Source organism: Bradyrhizobium sp. IAR9 (genome assembly GCF_013408065.1).
Classification (GTDB): domain Bacteria; phylum Pseudomonadota; class Alphaproteobacteria; order Rhizobiales; family Xanthobacteraceae; genus Bradyrhizobium.
On the sequence record NZ_JACBZW010000004.1, the window covers coordinates 601277 to 624451 of the forward strand.

Sequence of the window (23175 nt, forward strand, 5' to 3'; positions counted from 1 at the left end):
GTATCTTCCCTTCCTAAAAAGAGCAGGGCTAGGCAACGCAGATGCCGCGCACGGCAACTTTCTGGAACAGATGAGGGGAGGCTATCGCGGAGGCCGGATAGCTGGCGATTTTTGCTAGAAAGTCAGGATGGGTGAAGGCCGCGCGGAAGTCTGCGGTGGATTCCCAGACGGCGTAGTTCAGATAGGTCGAGCTGTCGCCGAGAGCTCTGTGCAGCTGAGTGGAAATGAAGCCCGGCTGTCGCTTCATGAACGCTGCGTCGTCCTGCCAGGTCTTGAGAAAAGCCGCCTCATCGGCTTTGTCGAGTGTGAATGGGTTCACCAGGACGACCGAATTTGCCTCAATAGCGATCTGACGGTCGATCGGGAAAGAAGGGTCGAGTGGGCGTAGCAGCGACATGAGTGCCTCCATTGCTATTTGATACGTGGTGTCTAATTGGTATTATGTTCACGTACCACTTTGACATCATAATGTCAATACAAAACGATGGTGACAAATGAATAGAGCCAAGCGAACCCCGGAGGGTGACGCCCTGACCGACCTTGTTCTCGATCTATTCAGGCTCGACAGCCTATTTCTGACGGCCGGCGACCGTCTGGTCGCCCGGCTCGGCCTAACAAGCGCACGCTGGCAGGTGCTTGGCGCCATTGTGTCCGCCGAACGTCCCCAACCGGTCGCTTGGCTCGCACGTGACCTCGGCGGCAATCGTCAAAACGTGCAGCGGATTATCAATGATCTGCACAGAGAGGGCCTCGTATCTTTTGAGGTCAACCCGCATCACCGACGGGCGCAGCTCGTCGTGCTCACTACGAATGGACAGCGCGCCTTCGAAGCCGCAATGGAGTTGCAGGCTCCCTGGATCAACGATCTTTCAGAAGGGCTGTCGGTCAAGGATATACGGATTGTCCATCGCGTGATCACGGCCTTGCGAGATAAGCTTGAGGGCAGTCGTGAGGACAAGTCGGCCTGACATGGCAAAAGCATTGTGATTGGCCCGGCGCCCGGGATTCAAGCTCCCAAACTGGGGCTTCGATCATGCGCCATGAACTAACGCTACGAATGGGCAGCTATCGAGTCTATGCTACCAAACAAGCCGCGTGGAGACCCTCGGGTAAAACGACCGACGCGTCCTCAATAGTATCTGCTGGATGCTGCGATCTGGTGTATGGTGGATTTAATGAGTTTCAACCTTAGCTTAGTACGCGGTTCGCGCGCCGATTGCCTTCAAGCCGCACGACCCTCATCGCGCAGAACCGTCCTCGGATATCGTGCGGACTTCGAGTGTACAAAGCATCCAACACTGATCTTGTTAAATCATGATTATCGAGAATTAGTGGGAGGTGTTCTGCGGCCGACCTAAGGTTGGCAGTTCGTCTAGGAATTGCCGAGTGCATCTTCCAGAATAGCCTTAAGACGCGCGGCTTCCTTTACCACCTCGCGATCCAGGTCCGCTTTGATGGCTACGGCATAATCGTTGCTGATCCTACGGCGTGGCCCGAATCGTTGTGGTCCAGCGTTCCTGCTGGCAGGAGCTGATAGGCTCTTATACCCACGGCGTGCGTATCGTTCGCGCAAGCAGCAACTCGTGCTTCATCATAGGGCGGGGCTTCGACTGTTGGCAGCGGACCGGCATCCAGCGCATCAGTTTAACTCTCCCACGATACGCTTGGTGACCGACCAGAGAGGTCCTCCCACATGCTGTGGAATGTCGGCGCGCGTACATCACGTGCCGTCGGGTCGCTTCGCGTGCAAGATGACATAAAGTTTGTTACCGCATTGATCGCCGTTGTGTTCGCTTGCGTGAACGGCTGCTCCAGGTCCCCAGCCAGATGGACAACGAGCCTCAGCGCACGCAACCTGTCTTCCTCAGGGCGTGAATTGTCTTTGAGGATCGCAATCGCCGCCGGAAGACCTTCGAGGATGCAGGTTCCCTGGTTGTGTTCAACCTTGCAACCAAGAGCGACGTCATATGTCGGCCGCTCGATGTCGATATCGACGAAATGCCGGCGATAGGTGTCCTTTCCTTCCGGCGTTGATTTATAGTCGCCCACCCAGTTTGAGATGGCGGCCAGCGAAGTGTGCCGATCGGCTCCTTGAGCTTGAGCTGCCGGACTTAAGTGCCGCTACGCCAGTTCCGCGATGACAGAATGACGTAGCTGTCCCCACGCTAGGGCGGAAGATGTGCTGCCTACAGCTGCGGTGCAGATCGCAAGCATGGGTCTGAGTGATTGCCCAATATTGATGAAGTGCGTCAAGTCGTTAGAGGACATAGGCAGGTGCTTGTGTTACGGCACGTCAACCGGGGGCATGGATGCCGTCGGGCGTGGCACGAAGCCATTTTGGTGCTGGTCACGTGCCGCCAACATGATCGTAAAAGCCGCGAGGAGGATTAGGAGTCAGGCCAAGGATCCAATACTCACTCTGACGATGGCGACAAGGTAAACGACGGCCAGGAGATTTCTCGCAAGCTTGTCGTAGCCGGTTGTAACGCGCTGAAACCTCCTTGAGCCGGCAGAAGCACGCATCGATAACACCGCATGCTCGTCGGCGAGTTGGGGGTCCACCCGGTTAGATTTGTATGCACGGAGGGAATTCCCCCTTTGTGCGCGCACGCGGTGATGATGACGACTACTGGCTCTAGTAGGTTTGTTGTACCTCCAAATGAGTTAGCGATCAGAATTGCTTGACAGATGGGTTCCGCGCATAGGGTGCGCGCCGGGACAGGAGAAACTCGATGCATTTGACCGCGCTGCGCCACACCTCTCTTGCGCTGATCCTGTTTGCCTGCGGGGGAATGGAGAGCGCTCTAGCCGCCGATTCGGCGCCTGTTCAGGTCACTACGCCGCCCGGCCAGAAGGCTGGCGCTGGGCAAACGCCGAGTATGCGATCGCCGGCCGAGCAGCATCGCCTGCCGCCGGACTCCAGCACCGCGCAAACGCTTGAGCTCCCCGGGCGGACGCTTTCTTTCGTCGCGACCGCCGGCTCCATCCGCCTATTCGACGACAAGGGCGAGCCCCAGGCCGACATCGCCTATACTGCCTATCAGCTTGACGGAGCCGACCGCGGCTCGCGCCCCGTAACATTCTTCTTCAATGGCGGACCGGGCTCATCATCGGCCTGGCTGCACCTCGGTAATGCCGGACCGTGGCGGTTGCCGATCAATGCGGACGAGGTCACGCCATCGACCTTTCCGGAGGCGCGGCCAAACGCGGAAACTTGGCTCGATTTCACCGATCTCGTGTTTCTTGACCCCGTAGGCACCGGCTATAGCCGCTTCGTCGGAACCGGCGATGATGCGCGCAAGCAGCTCTATTCCGTTGACGGCGACGTCAACGCGCTCGCGCTGGTGGTCCGCCGCTGGCTCGAAATGCATGACCGGCTATTGTCGCCGAAATACATCGTGGGTGAAAGCTATGGCGGGATTCGCGGGCCAAAGGTTGTCCAGCAGTTGCAGATGCAGCAGGGCATAGGCATCAAGGGACTGATTATGGTCTCGCCACTGTTCGACTACAGTCAGTTTACCAGCACGAGCCTGCTGCGATACGTCGCAACCCTGCCAAGCTATGTCGCGACCCTGCGCGAAGCCGAGGGTCCGGTAAAGCGATCTGATCTTGCCGACGTGGAAGCCTATGCACGCGGCGAGTTTCTGGTCGATCTCATGAAAGGCCAGGCGGACAATGAAGCGACCACGCGCCTGGCCGACAAGGCCGCAGCGCTGACCGGCATCGACCAGAAGGTCAGTCGTAGGCTGGCGGGCCGCTTCGGCCTCCCGGAGTTCCGCCGTGAACTCGAGCGTAAAAACGGTAAGTTAATTGGCAATTATGACGCCTCGGTGCGTGGCCTCAATCCGTATCCGGACTCCGATTTCCCACTTTCCGGTGATCCCTCCAGCGATACGCTATTGGCGCCTCTGACCAGCGCCACTGTCGATCTGCTTACGCGCAAGCTTAATTGGCGGCCGGACGGGTCTTACGAGCTGCGCAACGGCGCGGTTGGGCGGGCTTGGGATTTCGGTCGCGGCTCTCCAGAGTCCCTTTCACAGCTGCGCCAGATTCTGGCAACGGACCGGAAGATGAAATTGCTCGTCGCACACGGCCTGTTTGACCTCGTCACCCCCTATTTCGCATCGCAGATCGTGCTGGATCAGTTGCCGCCGTTTGCCTCGGCGCCGCGCCTCAAGCTTGTAGTCTATCCGGGCGGCCATATGTTCTATTCACGAGATACCTCGCGCCAAGCTTTTCGTGCAGAGGTCGAAGCGATGATGAAGTAACGCCGACGATTTGGTCACAAGCAAGTTCGCGTGAGGCGAATGACTCGCCGAAAGACTTGTATCTCACCTAAAGTCAGGAGCAATGCTCCTGGACGGCCGAGGTTATGATGCGGACCGGAAGAAGGCGCATCGGCCAACATTCCGCCGCGCTGCAATCGCTGAGATCCAATCAATCTTCGCCCGCATCTCTATTTGAACCGGAATTCCGTCGAGCGCTTCCTCAACAACGTCGAGCATACCGGCGCGTGGCGCGCGATGACAAACTCACCGCCAACTACCCGGCCTTCATCCAACTTGCATCGCATCAATCAGGCTGTGGGTGCATATTGATGAGTGCCCGTGCCAAAGCTGGAACGATCTTGCTACCATCTCGCGGCTGGCTCAAGCATGCAAGAAGAACCGGCGCGCTGAGAGTACATCGGGTCTGGCACGAGCAATGTTCTACGGCTATGAATCAAAATATGTCGCTTGCAAGAGCAAACTCATCTTGCTCCGGGCCTCGACCATCGTTTCGCTCTCTGCAGCGGCACCTGCATCCGCCGCGACTTTTGCGCTGCCATCCGCCGCTTCTGAGACATCCGCGGCAGCGACCCCAATTCTGCTAGCCCGCGACGTCGCAGAGCCTCTGCCTGGAGCGCTCGAACGCCACAAAGCGAGGACGGCATTAATACTCCAATGAAAGTGGACAATTGTCGATGCGACGACCCCCTAGGGACCCTCGAGCCGGCGACATTGCACGTCGTAGAATTCTTAGCAGCCTTTTTCGGAATATGCGGGTTGGTGCTTTACCAGTTAGGAGAACGCGCATGCAACCAGGATTACTCGAAACGAATATCGCAATTATGAAACGGCTCACATCCCGTGCCCTGGAGAGGGGCGGCTCTTACGGGGCATCCCACCCACACAGCCTATAGGCCACCAACACTTCACAAAATTTGATACTCGTTCGTTCTCGCCGTTAGCCACCGAACAGCGGGACATTTGCGCTCAAAAAATGCATTTTCCCTCGCAGACCGCAGGAATAGTGCAGCGAATTTGAGTAGTAATCGGGTAATCGGCTATTCACCGTGAAGGCAGCCGCCCCCTCGTGCTGCTTCCCCATGAAGGACGGTTCATGCGCAATCATGACATTGTGTCCGGCAGCCTGTTGGCGCTGACAGCCGCTGGGCTTGCGCTGCTTTGCTCTAGCCTGCTCGCATTTGCTTTCATTTAGATCCCGCGGTCGACCTTTGGCGAGCTAGGATCCCTGCAAGACGTCACGCAAGACGGTACGCAGCCGGACAGAGTGCGCTGGTGTGGTTTTCCACGTATGGCGGCCCGGCGGTTGTAGATGACCTGCTTAAGCAGCCGTAGGGATCCGCTTCCTCGAAACGCTTCGCTTTCGCATGTCGTGCCCGCTTTTTTGAACGGCGGATCTGATCTCCTGGCTGGGCTTCGTGCAGTGCCCACTAACAACGTAGGTCCCTCTCCATCGAACGATATAGTTAGTCTTATGATTGCGCTCGCATCACGCGCTTTTTGCGTGGTTTGCGCAGCATTTCTGCGCCAGGTCAACTTCGGCGCGACAACTATCGACCCTCGAACAATCAGGCACAGGAGCGCTGGGGGCGTCACCCAGCAAATCCCCAACGCGCACAGCGTTTGAGTGAGGCGGCCCCCTCAAGAGCAAGCAGGTATGAATGTGCTTCACGGGTAAACCCCTCTACCGGCCCTCATTATTTACCTCACCACCTGGGGCGCAATGCGAAGCTCGTACAAACCCTGATGCGATGAAGCCTCGGTTTTGGGGACAACATTGCTGAAAACGATGCAGCCGGGGTTGCGGCTCGCGCCAGCTCTTGACCATCTTCTGCTATCGCGGCAACGAGAACAACCAAGGCAGATCGAGATGATGAGAGCGCGGGCTGTGACGGATCAATCCCAGGAATCGGAGTTGCCGTTGGCCTTGCGGAGACCGTCGAAAGGCTTTCGGTGGATCTTTGCTCTTCTAGCCGTATTGCTCGCTTTTTGCGCCGGAGGAGCCTATTTTTGGACGAATATCGAAACGTTTGCGGAGGCGCCGCCGGCGCATGAAGTCGAGCCTCCCACGCTTGGCCTGTCATCTGAAGATAGGGCCGTCCTTTTGGGGATCCAATCAGGGCAGCAGAAGACAGCCGATGAAATTGCCGAGCTCAATCGCAATGTCGATGCCCAGCAAGCCGAGCTAAAGCGGATCTCGGATCAGGTCGCAGCTCTGACCCAGAGAATCGAGGAGCTGCAGAATCCGGCGCCTGTTGCTTCTCCTGCTCCTGCTGCTTCTTCGCCACCCGTGCGCACCACATCCAAGCCGGCCAAGAGAGACGTCCGGCGCTCGAAACCGCAAGGTCCGGTTTCTATCGGAGGCGCGCCGCTGACTGCGGAGCCGAGCACGCAACAGCGCTGATTACCACAAAATGACTGGCATATGACGCTGCTCCTTCCAACCACGTCCGAAACCAACCATCCACCATCTTGATGGACAGGCCGAGCCTCTCATTGCTGCGCCTGGTTTCGGACATCCTCTGTCAGTCGCAAGAAGTTCATAAGCAGAACGTGCCCCTGTGAGGTAAGGATCGACTCGGGATGGAACTGGACCCCATAGGTGGCGTAATAGCCGTGCGTGAGGGCCATGATCTCGCCTTCCTCCGAACGCGCTGTCACTATGAGGTTATGCGCACAGGACTGATCAAGCTCTGCGATAAGAGAATGGTAGCGCCCGACGCCAAGCGGGGTTGGCAGCCCCTTGAATAACCCTCGGCCGTCATGCTCAACGTATGAGCGCCGACCGTGCATGGGCCGATACGCACGCGCCACCCGTCCTCCGAAAACGCTCGCAATACACTGATGTCCAAGGCAGATGCCGAGAATTGGCACGCGCCCTGAAAGTTCGCGGACCACTGCTGTCGATATTCCTGCCTCAGTTGGGGTGCAGGGGCCGGGCGATATCACCACCGCGCGCGGCTTGAGACCAACGAGCTCGCTGATGCTGATAGCGTCGTTTCGGATCACTTCCGTTGCTTCACCGAGCTTGTGGAAATAGCGCGCAATGTTGAACACGAAGGAATCATAATTATCGATGATGACAATCAAAATGCACCAGCTGGTTCAGAACCAAATGCATCAAAGATTCGCTCTGCCTTGGCGAGCGTTTCCTCGTATTCGGCCTCGGGCTCCGACAGGGCCGTTATACCGCTGCCCGCATGAAACACAGCCAAGTCGCCGTCGATCGTGACAGTGCGGATCGCAATACTTGTGTCCATGTGCCCGTTGAAGCCGATGAAGCCGATCGCCCCACAATAGACCTCTCGCGCTATGCGCTCGATTTCTGTAATAATTTCCATCGACCGCGGCTTTGGCGCTCCCGTAATGGAGCCGCCGGGAAAGCAAGCACGGAGCAGGCTAACGGCGTCTTCGTCTTCGGCAAGTTTCCCCGTAACGATCGACACGAGATGGTGCACCGAGGCATAGGACTCGAGATTGCACAGGGCCGGAACCTCGACCGAATGCGCAGTGCAAACGCGTGACAGATCGTTACGCAAAAGGTCGACAATCATCGTGTTCTCGGCATGATCCTTTTCGGAAGCGAGGAGAACAGCCGCACGGCGGTGGTCTTCCTTGGAATCAGGCGAACGCGCGATCGTGCCCTTGATGGGTCGTGTCTCGACTTGTCGCCCCTCAAGCTTCAGGAATCGTTCCGGCGAACTTGATGCGATGGTCAGCTTTCCCCATCGCAGCAGGGCCGCAAAAGGCGCTGGATTCAATGATCGTAGCTGGCAATAGAAGGCGAGCGGATCAAATGAGGTCGACAGGCGGGTGCTGAAACGCTGCGCAATATTCGTCTGGAACACGTCACCCGCCAGGATCAAGTCGATCACGCGTTGTACCGCCGCAATGTAGCCCTCGCGGCTGAAGTTCGAGCGCCATTCGCCCGCCTTGCTGGGACAACCCTTCTGTGGCGCCTTTGGACCGTCAAGCAATGCTGCAAACTCGTCGGCTCGACGACGCGCTCGTTCGCTCCGTCGCACGCGATCCTGCTCCGGCCACCCGGTCGAAACGATCCAGCATTTGTTATCCCGGTGGTCGAAGCTGATGACCACGTCATAGAAATGCAGGATGGATTGGGGCAAACCCAGACCGGCAATTGCCGGCGCAGACAATCGCTCCAATGTCCTGTTCATGCCGTAGGCAAGGTAGCCTGCCGCTCCTCCCTGGAACGGCGGGAGATCCGGACGATGCTCTTGCGGGTACTTTGCGAGTAGCGTGCGAAGGACCTTCCATGGATCGGCCTCGAGAGTCAGTCCGTTCAAACTGGCTTGGCCGTTTGCAACCCTATAGGTGCTGAACGGGTCGCACGTTAGATATGAGTAGCGCCCAAGCAGCTCGTGCCTTGCTGCGCTATCGAGAAACGTGAGATGCGATCGATGCCCAAGACGTCGCATCGCTGTGACAGGTTCAACCCACTGCAACTCGCGAACGTACATCGGGTCATCGGTCACCGGAGGCTGACGCCGCGAAAGTGCCGTTCCATCTGTTGCCCCACCCAATGAGAACGACGCTGGTCTGCGATGGACCGGAACTTGAGGCTCATTGCCAAGTTAAGCCGGCGGTGGACGTTTTGCTGCGGCAGCACCTGGATCATCCTGCCGTGAAGACGAAAGCGGTATCTATTGATACATTGTAGTCGGCAGCGAGCCGAAGCTCGCGGAGCGGTCGGACCCGTTTAATCGACTCCTGGTAGAGATCGTGCGCTTTGTACGCTGCGAGCTCCACCTCGCTGTCGAACTCACCATAGAGCACGATGTCGATATCGTTGCCGAGCTGATCGGTCTTGCGGTTGCGGGCAACCTCAAGCCGGCGCGCATGTGGTATCGTGGTGAGAAGCGAAAGACCTTCGATGATCTGGTCGATATGCGCCTCGTCCTTGGCGCTGAAGAAGACGATGTGGCGAATCATGGCCGTCCGTGGAGATGTCGCTAGCGGGTGGCATAATTATCTGGGAATAGAGCCCGTTGCAATGAGGCTGGTCGCTTGCTGCATGATCGTCGCTTGCGATCGTCGGCGATCCGCAATGAAGCTTGCCGGATTTCCTCAGGACGCCGGAAGGGCAAGGCGCTCAATGGTTTGAATGTGGCGCGTGAGCAGGTTACAGGCTTGATCGAGGTTGCGCGTTCGCAAGGCTTGCAGAATCAGGCGGTGATCTTGATTGGAGCGCGGTCGCCAGCCCACCGAACGCGCCATCGCGAACACCAATCGAGAATTGGCAAGCTGCAGTCCATCGAGGCTCGCGAGCAGACGCGGCATTCCGCACGGCGCGACCAAGGCTTGGTGAAAGGCGCGGTTGGCCATCTCAAACTCCTCGATCGTCTTTGCATTGTCTCCTTCGATCACGGTGAGCTCGATCCGAGCCAAATGAGCTGACGTGAGCCTTGGCCCCGAATGGCGCAATGCCACCACTTCGAGCGCGGCGCGCATTTCGGCGATCTCCTTCACTGAACGGGTATCGAGCGGGGCAACCCGAACACCGCGGCGCGGCACAGCGACAACAAGATGTTGTGCCTGCAGCTGCCGAAAGGCCTCGCGCACCGGGACGTGGCTGGAATTGAATTCTCTTGCAAGGTGATCCTGACGGAGTGGCGCGCCTGGCTCTAAGGCGCCGCTGATAATGCGCTCAGCGATTGAGTCCGCGATGCGCGCGACCGTCGTCATGTTGTCAGCAGTGATCATAGATTATCTACCGCAATAACCGGTGCATTTGCGAGGCAGCTCGATTAGCATCTCTTCGAGAGCAATGACTATAGATAATTCACGCGATTATCTACAATTGAGCGGGATTGGGTTATGGATGCTGCTGCGCAAGTCCAACGGAACGAAGCAAGCAACGGGGCGCAGGTTCGTGATCATTGGAACGTCGGAGAGGCTAAGACGCTCTACGATCTTCCTTTTGCCGACCTGATGCTTCAGGCGCAGCGCGCTCATCGCAAGAACTTCGATCCAAACCACGTCGAAACTGCGAGCCTACTCAGCATCAAGACCGGCGGCTGTCCGGAAGACTGCGGCTACTGCTCGCAAAGCGCGCATTACGAGACCGGCCTGAAAGCGACCCGTCTGATGCGTTGCGCCGATGTGGTTGCGACCGCGCAGCGCGCGAAGGATGCCGGGGCCACCCGCTTCTGCATGGCCGCGGCATGGCGCACGCCAAAAGATCGCGATCTTGATTCCGTCTGCGACATGGTCAACGCGGTCAAAGGACTCGGCATGGAAACGTGCGTCACGCTCGGCATGCTGACACCGAAGCAGGCCGCGCGCCTCGCCGAGGCCGGCCTTGACTTCTACAATCACAACGTCGACACATCGCCCGAGTTTTACAGTAAGATCATCACCACCCGCAGCCTGCAGGACCGCATCGATACGCTGGCGCATGTGCGCGATGCCGGCATCAAGATCTGCTGCGGCGGGATTATCGGCATGGGCGAGCGCGTCGAGGACCGCCTAGCTATGCTCGTGCTGCTCGCCAATCTTCCCAAACATCCCGAAAGCGTGCCGATCAACCTGTGGAACAAGATCTCGGGCGTGCCGGTGGAAGACACGGCGGAGCCTCCCGATCCGATCGCGCTGGTCCGGCTGCTGGCGACCGCTCGGATCATGATGCCGAGGAGTGTGGTTCGCTTGTCCGCCGGGCGGCAATACATGACCGATGAATTGCAGGCGCTTTGCTTCTTGGCCGGCGCAAATTCAATCTTCATCGGGGACGTGCTCTTGACCACCAATAACCCGAAAGTTGATCGCGATGCGGATCTGCTGGCCCGGCTCGGCGTCACGTCCGGGCTCGCCGGAGGAAAGCAGTGCGCGGAATATGTTGCCGCTGCATCCAGCCTAGGTGAGAAATGCAGATAACTTTGATGAAGGGCAAAATCCATCGCGCCTCAGTGACCGAAGCTGATCTGCACTATGAAGGCTCGATCTCGATAGATCGTACGCTCCTTGAGGCAGCAGGAATGGTGATCAACGAGCGCGTCGAAATCTACAATGTCGAAACTGGAACGCGCTTTGCCACCTACGTGATCGAGGCGCCGCCGAGGTCTGGCACGATAAGCCTGAACGGTGCGGCCGCCCGACTGGCGATGCCCGGAGACAAGATCATTATCGTTGCATATGCCTCATTTGACGAGGCCGAAGCAAAGATATTCAAGCCACGCATTGTGCGTGTGGACCGAGACAATCGCATCCTGGCAAGTTGAACCTCAAGGGCCATCCTTCCTTCTTAAACGGCCAACGCATTTTTTGCGTGATTGATGCGATCCTGGGAGCGATGAATGCGGTCAATCCAAGCAGCTAGACTTAGTCCCTACGTCGCAGCATTGAATGCCTTGAACGAAGATAAACGCCTGCGCTGCCTCAAGCCGCGCGTGGGGATCGATTTTGCATCCAACGACTATCTGGCGCTCGGGAGCGCCCCGCGCATCAAAATGGCGATGGTCGCCGCGCTCGAGGCGGGCACTCCGGTTGGAGCCGGCGGGTCGCGGCTTCTGCGCGGCAATTGCGAGGAGCATGAACGGCTCGAAACGGAAGCGGCCAAGTTCTTTGGCGCGGAGGCAGCGCTTTTCTTTGGAGGCGGCTACATCGCAAATTTTGCCCTCCTGACAACGCTGCCGCAGCGCGGCGATCTGCTCGTTCTCGATTCGCTCGTGCACGCCAGTATTCACGAGGGGGCACGAGCCGGCCGCGCAGAGTGCCGAATTCACGCGCACAATGATTCCCAGTCAGTCGAAGACGCAATTCGCGACTGGCGAACCAAAGGTGGAGCGGGCCGCGTCTGGATTGTGGCCGAAAGTCTCTACAGTATGGATGGCGACTTCGCTCCACTCGAAGAGCTGGTGGCAATCGCCGATCGCCATGACGCGTTTCTGATCGTGGATGAGGCTCATGCCACAGGCGCTTACGGGCATCAGGGACGAGGGCTCACGGCCCCTTATGACAGGCGCGAAAATCTCATCGTCGTTCATACCTGCGGCAAAGCGCTCGGTGCGGCGGGTGCACTTGTTACGGCCTCCGGCATCTTGCGCGATTTCATGGTCAACCGCTGCCGTCCGTTTATTTTTGCTACCGCCCCACCACCATTAATGGCCGTTGCCGTTCGAGAGGCACTCCTCATCCTGCAGAAAGAGCCGGAGCGGCAGCAACGGCTGGCCAAACTCGTTGCGTTCGCGCATCGGCAGATCACCTCGCTTGGTTTGCGCACACCATCGACCTCTCAGATCGTGCCGTACATCGTAGGTGACAATGCTCATGCAATGCGAGTTGCCTCTGCTCTGCAGGCGCGCGGCTTCGATATCCGCGGAATTCGGCCGCCAACCGTCCCTGCAGGCACCGCCCGCTTGCGAATTTCATTGACACTCAATGTTGGGGAGGCCGACGTGCGCGCAATGCTCGATGCGCTGGTTGAGGTGACGAGGGGCTCGTTTTGATGAATAAGCGGATCGTCGTGACTGGTACGGACACCGGGGTCGGCAAAACGGTATTTTCCGCAGGGCTCGCCGGCTTTCTCGGCGCGAATTACTGGAAGCCGGTCCAGGCTGGACTCGAACAAGAGACCGACTCCGAGTGCGTCCGCCGCCTCGGCGGCCTCTCGTCCGATCGGATTGTCCCGGAGCTCTATCGACTTCGGAGGCCTGCGTCGCCCCATTACTCCGCGGAGATCGACGGCGTTCGCATAGATACAGAGACGCTTCGACTGCCGGACAGCGGCGAGCGGCAACTCGTGATCGAGGGGGCCGGCGGACTCATGGTGCCGCTGACAGCCCGCACTCTTTACATCGACATCTTCGAGCGCTGGCAGCTTCCCGTCGTGCTTTGCGCAAGGACGGGACTGGGCACAATCAATCACTCCCTGCTCTCCATAGAGGCTCTGCGGAAGCGTCAGATTCGAATCCTTGGAATTGCGTTCATTGGGGAAAGAAACACCGAAACTGAAAGCGCGATTTGCGAGAGCGGGAGAGTGCGTTGGTTGGGACGGCTCCCATGGCTTGTTCCCCTCACGGACGAAAGGCTGCAGGCCGCTTTCAAAGACTCCTTTGTTAGCAGTGATTTCCTGAACCTATGAAGATAGCCAAGAGGTCGCCGATCTGGCACCCGTTCACGCAGCATGCTCTACAGCGGGACATGACGAAGGTGCTGCGGGGAGAGGGGGCTTATCTCTACACCGAAGACGGCCGGCGCCTTATCGATGCAATCTCCTCCTGGTGGGTCGTGACCCACGGCCATTGCCATCCATACATCGTGAACGCGATCCGAGAGCAGGCAGGCAAGCTCAACCAGGTCATCTTCGCCGGATACACTCACGACCCGGCTGAGCAAGTTGCGACGGAACTATTGAAGGTCACCTCCCCGGCGCTCGAGCATGTGTTCTTCTCCGATAGCGGGTCGACCAGCGTCGAAGTCGCGCTGAAAATGGCGCTCGGCTACTGGCACAATACCGGAAGACAGCGAACCCAAATTGTGGTGATGCAGAACTCGTACCATGGCGACACGATCGGGGCGATGTCGGTAGGTAGCCGAGGTGTCTTCAATGGGGCCTACGAGGCGCTGATGTTCGAGGTGACCTCGATTCCGTTCCCGGCAAGAGATCGTGAGCAAATAGCGCTCGATGCGCTTGAGAACGCGTGTCGAAACCAACATCCCGCAGCCTTTATCGTGGAGCCCCTAATATTGGGTGCCGGTGGAATGCTGATGTATTCTCCCTCGGTGCTAAGAGAGATGAAGCGGATCTGCGAAGCCTTCGATGTGCTGTTTATTGCCGACGAGGTCATGACGGGCTGGGGCCGGACGGGTACCTTGTTTGCGTGTGAGCAGGCCGATGTCACGCCCGATATCGCCTGCTATTCGAAAGGCCTCACGGCTGGGGCGCTGCCGCTCGCCGTCACACTCTGTCGTGCCGATATTTTCGATGCGCATTATTCTGAAGATCGCACCCGTACGTTTTTTCATTCGAGCTCATATACGGCCAATCCGGTGGCCTGTGCTGCCGCCAAGGCCAATCTGGACCTATGGCAGGATCAGGAATATCGTCGGCGGCCGGCATCCTTGGCCAGGATGCAAGAACAGGCACTCGTGCCATTCCGCGCCGATTCACGGTTCGCAAACGTCCGACGCACAGGAACAGTCACAGCGCTTGAACTCAACACGAGCGATGCAGGCTATCTGGCGGACATCGGGCTGAAGCTTTTGGCTTTCTTCCAAGCGCGGAATCTGCTGTTACGCCCACTCGGTAACACGATCTACGTGATGCCGCCTTACTGCGTTACGGCGGCCGACCTTGATGAAATCTATGCTGCCATCCGTGACGCTGCTGACTTCCTGATGTGAGGTGCATGAGACTGTGCAATCGTCTGCAGTGACAGCATCTTGCAAGGCGAAAGTGTCCGTATTGCTGCCGTTTGATAGTGCAACGAGGATGCAGCACCCACGGCTCGCAGGCTGATCGTGCTTTGAGCACTTGCTTTAAGCGCTCCAGATCCAACTGCCGCAGCAATCCTGCGGGCTAGACATGAAAGGCGCAGCATTTGGCCGAAATGTCGAGCGAATTGCGTTAATCACGATAGAGAAATCCATTATCTTGAGCAAATTCTCGGCGAGGCTTTCTGCGGAAAGTACTGCTTCACGAGGCAGCCGCACATCAGTCACTTGATGGCTGCAAGAACCGGGGAGACGGGCCGCCGGGCGACCGCACATTTGGTGCGCGCGTGGTGATGTGGTGAGAGGGCAGCGGGGCTTCCCAAGTAAAAGTCTGACAGGAGGCGCGAATGCACATTGGCTTCCGTAATTCCCTCCACCATTCAGCCACATGCTGCGCCATATGCGGAGGAAAGTTTGGGCTGATCCGCCATTACTGCTGGCGAACGGCCCTTTGCTCCACGAAATGCGTCAACCGCTTCAAGGCGCGGCGGGAGGCCGATCAAAAATGGCTTCGATGGTTGCGAGCGGCTTAGGACTAGACCGAGTTGTGCCGCTACCGCCCTGCTCAGACTTGTTGCGGCTTCGAGTGTTCCCTCTAGAGCGCGTGGAAATCAAGTGACAGAAACATCGGCAAAAATAATCGACTTCAGGACTTACAGGGCCAGCAGGCTGGCTCGGTCTGAGCGCCTTCGCGACGACGTCTACTCGACCGCGATTCTCGCTGCGCTTACAGCGGCCTGTCACGTTTGGACGTTCATGGCCTGCCATCCGTTTGCTTTGCTCGCTGCGTCAGCGCCGAAGCAGGAGTCTCACGAGTACCCCTAGGGAGCAGACATGGAGATGTGCCCTGGAGATGTGCCCTGGAGAGGAAGTCGCCACTGCGTGCATCTGCAGCCCGGTCGGGTCGAGCCTTCACCGTTTGGAGAGCCTGCAATCAGCGCAGAAAGCGCGTGCAGATGGTGGCTCGTCGCGAGTGCCACTCCTCGATCGAGGCGGCGGCGGGCATAGTCGCTGAAGCTGTACGGGAAGATGAGCCATTGGGGGGAATCGCGATGAGGAAGGTCTTGCCTCATGGTTGCGCGACCATTGGACTGTTTTTGCGTTGTTCTCCAGTTTTAGAGAACTGGGATCTCCATCCTCCATGCCATTGACAGGTTTCTCCCGCTTTCTCTAGGAAGCGCCGACGGTGTGTGGGAGAGGATCCAATATGAGCCACCATTCAGAGCAGCCTCTAGAACGTGTCACGATTCCGGCACTGCAGCAGTGGAAGGATAAAGGACGGCGTGTCGTGATGACCACCGCCTACGATGCGGTTGCGGCGCGCATCGCAGATCCCATTGTCGATATCATCCTGGTCGGCGATAGCGTTGGAAACGTCTGCCTGGGATTCGACAACACGCTGCCCGTCAGCGTGGCCATGATGAATCATCACCTGGAGGCTGTTGCGCGCACGAGGCCTCATGCTCTGCTTGTTGCCGATATGCCCTTTCTGAGCTTTCATCTCGGTTCTGAGGATACAATTCGCAATGCAGGAGGTTTTCTGCAGCGCGGCGCCGATGCTGTGAAACTCGAGGGTGGTGCCAAACGCATCGAGATGGTACGCGCCTTGGTCGATTGCGAAATTCCTGTGATGGGACATCTAGGTCTGACCCCGCAGAGCGTCAACGTCATGGGTGGATTCAAGGTGCAGGGAAGGACAACGGATACCGCCTTGCGGCTGCTCGATGACGCGCACCGTCTGCAGGAAGCCGGCTGCTTCGCGCTGGTCCTGGAGGGCATTCCTGCCGAGCTCGCGGCGCGAGCGACCGAATTTCTCACGATACCAACCATCGGGATCGGAGCAGGACCCGATTGCTCGGGCCAAGTGCTCGTGTTTCATGATGTCTTGGGGCTAACCGAAGGCCATCGCCCCAAATTCGTTCGTGCCTATACAAATGGATTCCAGTTGTTCCAGGAGGCGCTGTCGCGCTGGGCTGCCGATATCCGCAAAGGTGCATTCCCGGGCTCAGAGGAGTGCTATCGGCTTCCTGATCAGCTTCGGCCTGCCGTCGCCAACTGGGTGCCCTCCAACTCAACCTCAGGGTAAGAAATGCAAGTCATTACGAAGGTCGCTGAGCTGCGTCGCGCCCTTGCAGACGTTCGCAAGGCCGATAAGCGCATCGGATTCGTTCCGACGATGGGATACTTGCACGAGGGCCACCTGGCCCTGATCTCGGCTAGCCGGGGACATTGCGACGTCACTGTCGTTAGCATCTTCGTCAACCCCACTCAGTTCGGCCCAAATGAGGATCTCAGCAGGTACCCTCGCGACTTCGCGCGCGATGAAGCGTTGTGCCGCAGGGCCGGGGTCTCCATCATCTTCGCGCCAAGTGCAGAGGAGATCTACCCGGCCCAATTCGAGAGCTTTGTCGAGCCGGGCGAACTCGCAAAACCGCTCTGCGGAGCTTTCAGGCCTGGACATTTTCGTGGTGTAGCGACTGTCGTTTGCAAGCTATTCAACATGGTGCAGCCGGACGTCGCGTACTTTGGACAGAAAGATTTTCAGCAATGCGCTGTGATACGCCGCATGACGGTTGATCTGAATCTTCCGATCGAGATTGTCACTGTGCCAACCGTGCGGGAGCCAGATGGGCTGGCAATGAGCAGTCGCAACCGTTATCTCAGCCCGGAAGAACGTGGTCGAAGCCTTGCGATCAGCCGTGGCTTGTCCGCCGCAGCGCAAGAGTTCGCCTCAGGGGAGCGCGACGCGGCAACGCTGATTGCGCTTGCAAGAAAGCATTTGGAAAGGGTCGATCGACTGCAGTACCTTGAGCTTGTCGACACTGGGACCCTAAGGATTGCGGAGAGCCCTCTGCGTTATCCGGCGGTGCTCTGTGTCGCAGCGTACGTCGGCTCGACTCGGTTGATCGACAATGTAGACCTGTTCTGGTCGCCGTCGTAGGCAGATCCGCAAGTGATAGCGCTCAGAAGCCACTCGAACCGGATGGGTTGGCCCTGAGATCCTCAACATCCTGGAAGAACTCTCGAAGACGATCGGGAACTGCCCTTTGCGTGCTGAGCAACTGCCCCACGCTCGAGTTCATGATGTCGGTTGGAGATTGGCTCTGCCGCAGACGGGGTGGAGCGAGGCGGGGCCGCTCCCACGCTGCCGAGAGCAGCCAAGTGCGAGTTCGGTTCAGTATTATGACATTCGCGGAGGATCTGATGTACTTGAGTTGCGGTCCAGCAAATGCCCATTATCTTCCTCGATGGTATGAGGGAGATCTCCCAATGCTGGACGGTGCCACGACCGCGCTTCTGCGCACGATCCTGGATGAGGTTTGCGAGACCGTCCCACCGTATGACGTCGGCGTCCGCGCCTACGTTGCCTCCAAAATCCTGGAGGCCGCCACCAGAGGTGAGACGCGCCCCGATCTGCTTAAACAGATCGGTCAGGAAGCTCTTTCCAGGGCACCATCGATGTGGCGAAAGATCTAGGGCATGGCTTGTCATTGAGGTGAATTTCCAAGTTAAAGTGCTGAAGATCCTGGCCTGCTATCCAGGTTCGCGCGCGCCGTCGCGTAGCCTGCGGCATAGCGATCCGACCAGCTCGCAGAGGTGTATCGTGGTCGCAAATCGATGGCGGCCTAGCCAAGACGCGGCGTTATCTGATGTGAATCGGTTGGCGCGTTGCTCGCTGCGAGGCCGTTCGTTGAAACGAGAGAGCAGCTCGTACAACAGGCAGCGCATCCAAGCCTTGGCGCACGCGCGCCACGATGCCGGTGAGGCGTCGCGCTAATTACCTTCGTCCGGAAACGAGGGCGAACTCAGTGTTCGGCGCCGGAGCGCCGTCAACTCACGCGAGCCGGTGCGCCGTTGCTGTTTAGTCCTGTGCGAGCGCCGCAAGTGCCCTTTCGATCACTGTGATGTCTTGACTGACCTGAGCGATCGCTGGCTTTGGATCAACTCCAGTAACGCAGTTCAACTGCTGCAGTAGCTCCCGCCGATGCGCCAGAAGGTTCTCCAGCGCGCTGCGGTTGTTTAGTTTCACATAGCCGTCCACAATCAATCCAATCGAAAGAGACATCGAAACTCTCAAACAAAGCTGTTCTCAACGAAGATGCGTATAGCACATCGCCAAATGATGTTCAGCTCGTCGGCAGAGAATACTGACGGGCGAGCTTGTTAGGGATAAGCGTCCGCCGCCGGGGGCGTGACCGACTATTCCTTGCGCCTTACAAGCGTCCAGCTCTGTTTGAGGGACTAACCGAGCAGAAAGACGGCGTATGGCGTGCCAAAAACGCTGCGGATCGTCGCGATGGAAAGGCTAGCCTAAGCTAGGCTAGGCGAACGAATGATAGCACGGACTGCCATGGTCCTTGTCCGCCTGCCGAACGGGTTCCGAGGTGCGATGACAGGCGCCGCGCTGATCGACGACATGCTCACCTGAATATCTCTTCGTTGAGATTGCGACGACCTCAGGAGCGTCCAGGATGCTTGATGAATATTTGGCGCGCATTCGTGCTCACCGCAACAACGTCCACCGCTATCGTCGCCTGCTGAAGTCGAACCTGTCGGATGTCGAACGTCAGTTCATTGAAAGACGCCTCACCGAAGAGCAGACCGCGCTCGAGTCTCTTTCGGCCGACACCTTTCCGCTCGCGTTTAGCCTTCCGAAGGGGACGGACATGCCGGCAAGCTAGGCGCCGAGCCGCGAACGACGCGCGCATTCGGGACCACGCAATTTCTCGCCGACGGCATCATCATGAGCTCGCGAAACGGCAAATAATCGACGATATCCGCCCGCTGTTGGCCTAGCCCCGAGGACCTGATCTGCGGACTTGCACGTGAGTTCATTCGGCTCGGGTATCAGGTGCTCAATCTATATCGGCACTTGCCATAGCGGAATAAAAAGCCGCACTGTTCGACCGGTTCTCGCTCGCGGGCCTGTTTGTGTTCGGCCATATCTCGGCAGTTTGTTAGATTGGCTACACGCCCAGGCAAATCGTTCTCACTCGCTAGCCAGCTGAGACAGCCACAAATTCATCCTTCATCGGCCTGTGACCACGGCATGAGATTTGCTCTACTAGCTGAGACGCTGCGGACCGTGTTCGCGGCGAGAGGCACAGCAAGGAAGGAAACGACTTGCCAAATCTGCGACTGGAGACAGTTTATGTCGCCGGCAATATCTCTAGCAGCATTCTGGGGAATACAAAGGTGAGCGGCGGCACCACGCGAAGGGTGGAACATCAATTTGGTACGCGCCGATCGGGATCGGCTGCGAAATACCCTCGCGCCGATATTCTCACTAGTCGCCGTCGGCAAATGGCAGGCCTTTTGCGTGTAGCCTATCCGATAGGACTACTGCACGGGCTCTCCGCGACCGACGGTTGGTTGTTTCGACGGAGACCGCAGGTCGGCCGCGCGACAGGGAAGTCGCAGTTCCGGGGCAGAACAACGGCCTCCAGCTTTTGGATCAATCACTTCAACCTGCACCCGGCAATCGAACACTATGATTGTGCGTAACCTGCACGACGTCGAAGCAACCGATCGCTTCGTCGATTGGGGCAATGGCACTAGCCACCGCCTTTTGACGGATAAGGACGGCATGGGTTTTAGCATCTGCCACACCGTGGTGCGCGCTAACACCGTTTCGCTTCTGCAATACCGGAATCATCTCGAAGCCTGCTACTGCATCGGCGGAGAGGGCGAGGTCGAGGACATGGACGGCAATGTCTTTCCCATTCGCAAGGGTGACATGTATGTGCTTGACAAGCATGACAAGCATTTCCTGCGCGGGGGACGGGACAAGGACATGATCCTCGTGAGCATCTTCAACCCGCCCCTGACCGGAACCGAGCGCCACAAGCTCGACGACCCGGCAGGCTCCACATATTGAGCGATGCGAAGAAACGCCAATCCAACATGAACTGCCGCTAATTGCGAAAACATTTACTCGAGCGATCCAGCGCTGTCTCGTATCGCACGCGCGGACCTCAGAAAAAGTCTTTGTCCCGGCTTTACGACAAATTACTTTGGCATTCCAAGTCCATTTTCCTCTGTCCGGAAGACCACGCGAGCGGAGGCTTGTGCCGATTGATAGCGCGCTCAGTTGTACGATGTCTGGCGGCGCTGTTCGACAGCTGACATAGCACTGCTGTGGCTACCGCATTGATTGCACTCGATTTCACCTTTGGCACGATACATGCGTAATCCTCTAAAAGGGCGCCATAAAGGAGAAGCCGTTCGATGAGAACGCTTGCCAGAAACTCTGACGCGGTTGAGTGGCAGCTGCGATTACCGCAACGCCTCCCCGCGGCTACTGCCGACACCATATTTGATGATGCGGAAGGTTGGCAGGAAGATTGAGTGATCTGCTTCGGCGAAGGGGCTCGCCACATCAATGCAGACCAGCCTAAGCCCCAAAACAGATTAGAACCAGTGTGAGCGATTTGCGTGAATCAAGGAAGTCGCCTTCCGATCTTGAGCGATGAACAGGTGCAGAGCATATCTGGCGCACATGAACTCCTGGCGCGTGGGGAGGAGTTTTGGCGACGGCGGCTCGAGCAGTTTAGAAGATTGCATCCTCCTTTCGTGTCATCCTCCGTGGCTGCGGCGCCTTCCCGATGGCAGTCGAGTTCGTGGTTTTGCCCAAGCGCTTTGGCTCAAGTTTCCCCACAGGATCGGTCGGAATATCTGGTAACGGCTTGGCTGATCTATCTCGCTCGGATCACGGGGGAAAAAGAACTTCAACTGGGATGGACGCCTGCAAGGGATGTATTGCAAACTGGCTGCAAACTCGTCGAGGTGTTGATCTCCTCCGTCGTGCCGATGGATGTTTGCATCGGACTTGCTCTCGATTTTGAAGAAGTTCGCAAAACCGTAGCAGCCGAAGTCGCTCAGCTGAGGACGCACGCTAGCTATACCCGGGATCTTATCGCGCGCTGTCCGACATTGCGAAGTGTGGAGGCGCTACGGTCGCGCCAGCCTTGGCCGATCGGCATTGCAATCACCGCAGAGAGCTGTTCCATCGCTGACGATCTGACGACGAGCCACAAGGCTGGCCAAGCCTTATGCGGCGATTTGCTGACCTTTGAGGTTCGCGCTCTGGATGGAAACTTCCGCTGGCATTTTGATGCCGCCCGATTAGCGCCCAAGCAGACCGACCGCATGACGCAGCATTTGCAAGCTTTGTTATGCGGCGTGATGGACGATGCGGGGCAGTCTGTCGGCCGGATCGACATTCTGCCGACTGACGAGCGCAGGTATCTACTTGAGGATTTGAATGGGAAGGCGGCGCCTTATTCTTTTGAGCGATGTATCCATGAGCTGTTCGAGGCGCAGGTGCAAAAGGCACCGGAAGCGGTGGCGGTGGTCCATGAGAAGGAGAGACTGAGCTATGGCGCACTCAATGCGCGGGCCAACCGGCTGGCGCATTATCTGATCGAGCTCGGGGTCAAGCCGGACCAGCCGGTGGCGATCTGCCTGGAACGCAGCCTAGCGATGGTGGTTGGCCTCTTGGCGATCCTGAAGGCTGGCGGCGCCTATCTGCCGCTAGATCCGGCTTATCCGTCAGCGCGCCTGCGGCAGATTGTCGACGATGCAAAACCGAAACTGCTGCTTTGCGATGTCGCCGGTCGAACCGCATTGGGCGCCGAAGCCGTGGCCGATGTGACGGTCGTCAATCTGGAGACGGCGACCCCGACGTGGGGCGAGCGGCCGCCTTCGAACCCGGACCCGGGCACGCTTAGCCTCACATCGCGCCATCTCGCCTATGTCATCTATACCTCCGGCTCAACCGGAATCCCCAAGGGCGTTGAAATGTCCCATGGCGCGCTTGTGAATTCGCTTGCGGGGATTGGCACGTCAAAGCTGCGCACACTTCAATTCGCGACCCTGAACTTCGATGTGTCCTGTCAGGAATTGTTCATCTGTTGGAAGGAGGGCGGAGTGCTTGTGCTCCTGCGGGAAGAGACCCGGAGGCGCTTCTCCGACCTGCTGGAGTTTGTAGAGTGCGAGGCGATCGAGCGGCTTTTCCTCCCGTTCGTGGCATTGAATCATTTTGCGGAAGTCTGGAGCACGCAGCGCGTGCAGCTGCCCTCTTTAAGAGAGCTTTATACAGCCGGCGAGCGATTGCAGGCCACTCCATTGCTTAGAGCGTTCTTCGAAGCACACCCGAACGCGAGATTGATCAATCAATATGGCTCCACGGAAATCAGCGTCATTTCCGAGCACCACCTTGCAGCTGATCCGTCATGTTGGCCCCAGATGCCTCACGTCGGGCGTCCAATCGCCAACACGCGGGTTTACCTGCTGGATGGCCGTGGCGGGCTGGTGCCATTCGGCGCGGTGGGCGAGCTTTACATTGGCGGGGCGGGAGTGGCACGGGGCTACCTGAACCGCCCTGAGCTGACAGCCGAGCGGTTCATCGCCAGTCCGTTTGTCGAGGGCGATCGGC

General features: G+C 58.1%; 20 protein-coding genes and 1 pseudogene. 14 read left to right on the forward strand and 7 right to left on the reverse strand.

From position 1 onward, the window contains the following. Positions 1 to 28: 28 nt before the first annotated feature. Entirely contained in the window at positions 29 to 397 is a 369-nt protein-coding gene (locus GGD67_RS14765; RefSeq protein WP_246790800.1) for an antibiotic biosynthesis monooxygenase family protein, read from the reverse strand. 97 nt (positions 398 to 494) lie between these two features. Between GGD67_RS14765 and GGD67_RS14770 the strand changes: the two genes are divergently transcribed. After that, a complete protein-coding gene (locus GGD67_RS14770; RefSeq protein WP_179733766.1) occupies positions 495 to 968 on the forward strand; it encodes a MarR family winged helix-turn-helix transcriptional regulator in 474 nt (157 codons plus the stop codon). A 676-nt stretch (positions 969 to 1644) separates the two neighbouring features. Here the strand turns inward: GGD67_RS14770 and GGD67_RS14780 are convergent. Beyond that, a pseudogene (locus GGD67_RS14780) lies at positions 1645 to 2082 on the reverse strand (S1/P1 nuclease); the annotation flags it as partial. 650 nt (positions 2083 to 2732) lie between these two features. Here GGD67_RS14780 and GGD67_RS14785 point away from each other — a divergent pair. Together GGD67_RS14785 and GGD67_RS14790 are read left to right on the forward strand one after the other, a co-directional pair. Further along, complete coding sequence (locus GGD67_RS14785) at positions 2733 to 4268, forward strand: S10 family serine carboxypeptidase-like protein (protein ID WP_179733769.1); 1536 nt, start codon at positions 2733 to 2735, stop codon at positions 4266 to 4268. Positions 4269 to 6063: 1795 nt separating this feature from the next. Further along, positions 6064 to 6690, forward strand: a complete 627-nt coding sequence (locus tag GGD67_RS14790; RefSeq protein WP_246790801.1) for a hypothetical protein — start codon at positions 6064 to 6066, stop codon at positions 6688 to 6690. Between the two features lie 89 nt (positions 6691 to 6779). Here GGD67_RS14790 and GGD67_RS14795 read toward each other — a convergent pair whose 3' ends face one another. The 4 genes from GGD67_RS14795 to GGD67_RS14810 all read right to left on the reverse strand — a co-directional run bounded on the left by GGD67_RS14795 (position 6780) and on the right by GGD67_RS14810 (position 10010). Then, entirely contained in the window at positions 6780 to 7376 is a 597-nt protein-coding gene (locus GGD67_RS14795) for an aminodeoxychorismate/anthranilate synthase component II (protein ID WP_179733771.1), read from the reverse strand. Then, complete coding sequence (gene pabB, locus GGD67_RS14800) at positions 7373 to 8782, reverse strand: aminodeoxychorismate synthase component I (RefSeq protein WP_312013689.1); 1410 nt, start codon at positions 8780 to 8782, stop codon at positions 7373 to 7375. Before pabB ends, GGD67_RS14795 begins: the two co-directional genes overlap by 4 nt. A gap of 139 nt (positions 8783 to 8921) precedes the next feature. After that, positions 8922 to 9239, reverse strand: coding sequence for a Dabb family protein (locus GGD67_RS14805; RefSeq protein ID WP_179733773.1), 318 nt, complete (start codon positions 9237 to 9239; stop codon positions 8922 to 8924). A gap of 135 nt (positions 9240 to 9374) precedes the next feature. Continuing rightward, the gene (locus GGD67_RS14810; RefSeq protein WP_179733776.1) at positions 9375 to 10010 is read right to left on the reverse strand and encodes a GntR family transcriptional regulator; all 636 of its coding nucleotides are present in this window, start codon (positions 10008 to 10010) and stop codon (positions 9375 to 9377) included. 114 nt (positions 10011 to 10124) lie between these two features. Here GGD67_RS14810 and bioB point away from each other — a divergent pair, with 114 nt between their 5' ends. The 8 genes from bioB to GGD67_RS14850 all read left to right on the forward strand — a co-directional run bounded on the left by bioB (position 10125) and on the right by GGD67_RS14850 (position 18215). Then, a complete protein-coding gene (bioB, locus tag GGD67_RS14815; protein ID WP_179733778.1) occupies positions 10125 to 11180 on the forward strand; it encodes a biotin synthase BioB in 1056 nt (351 codons plus the stop codon). Further along, positions 11171 to 11524: an aspartate 1-decarboxylase gene (panD, locus tag GGD67_RS14820; protein WP_179733780.1), complete on the forward strand. Its 354-nt coding sequence runs from the start codon at positions 11171 to 11173 to the stop codon at positions 11522 to 11524. The genes bioB and panD overlap by 10 nt, the downstream gene beginning before the upstream one ends. 75 nt (positions 11525 to 11599) lie before the next feature. Further along, a complete protein-coding gene (locus tag GGD67_RS14825) occupies positions 11600 to 12751 on the forward strand; it encodes an 8-amino-7-oxononanoate synthase (protein ID WP_179733782.1) in 1152 nt (383 codons plus the stop codon). After that, on the forward strand, positions 12751 to 13386 hold the full coding sequence (gene bioD, locus GGD67_RS14830; protein ID WP_179733783.1) for a dethiobiotin synthase: 636 nt from the start codon (positions 12751 to 12753) through the stop codon (positions 13384 to 13386). Before GGD67_RS14825 ends, bioD begins: the two co-directional genes overlap by 1 nt. Then, the gene (locus GGD67_RS14835; protein ID WP_179733785.1) at positions 13383 to 14648 is read left to right on the forward strand and encodes an adenosylmethionine--8-amino-7-oxononanoate transaminase; all 1266 of its coding nucleotides are present in this window, start codon (positions 13383 to 13385) and stop codon (positions 14646 to 14648) included. The genes bioD and GGD67_RS14835 overlap by 4 nt, the downstream gene beginning before the upstream one ends. Before the next feature lie 1297 nt (positions 14649 to 15945). Then, a complete protein-coding gene (gene panB, locus GGD67_RS14840) occupies positions 15946 to 16824 on the forward strand; it encodes a 3-methyl-2-oxobutanoate hydroxymethyltransferase (RefSeq protein WP_179733787.1) in 879 nt (292 codons plus the stop codon). Between the two features lie 3 nt (positions 16825 to 16827). After that, positions 16828 to 17679, forward strand: a complete 852-nt coding sequence (panC, locus tag GGD67_RS14845; RefSeq protein WP_179733789.1) for a pantoate--beta-alanine ligase — start codon at positions 16828 to 16830, stop codon at positions 17677 to 17679. Between the two features lie 329 nt (positions 17680 to 18008). After that, complete coding sequence (locus GGD67_RS14850) at positions 18009 to 18215, forward strand: hypothetical protein (RefSeq protein ID WP_179733791.1); 207 nt, start codon at positions 18009 to 18011, stop codon at positions 18213 to 18215. Between the two features lie 385 nt (positions 18216 to 18600). Here GGD67_RS14850 and GGD67_RS14855 read toward each other — a convergent pair whose 3' ends face one another. Next, positions 18601 to 18804, reverse strand: a complete 204-nt coding sequence (locus tag GGD67_RS14855; protein ID WP_179733793.1) for a hypothetical protein — start codon at positions 18802 to 18804, stop codon at positions 18601 to 18603. A 406-nt stretch (positions 18805 to 19210) separates the two neighbouring features. Here GGD67_RS14855 and GGD67_RS14860 point away from each other — a divergent pair, with 406 nt between their 5' ends. From GGD67_RS14860 to GGD67_RS14870, 3 genes are all read left to right on the forward strand, one after another. Continuing rightward, on the forward strand, positions 19211 to 19420 hold the full coding sequence (locus GGD67_RS14860; protein ID WP_179733794.1) for a hypothetical protein: 210 nt from the start codon (positions 19211 to 19213) through the stop codon (positions 19418 to 19420). An 809-nt stretch (positions 19421 to 20229) separates the two neighbouring features. Then, entirely contained in the window at positions 20230 to 20616 is a 387-nt protein-coding gene (locus GGD67_RS14865) for an ectoine synthase (protein WP_179733797.1), read from the forward strand. A 584-nt stretch (positions 20617 to 21200) separates the two neighbouring features. Further along, positions 21201 to 23175: AMP-binding protein (locus tag GGD67_RS14870; protein ID WP_210286472.1), on the forward strand; the 1975-nt coding region annotated here is incomplete at its 3' end.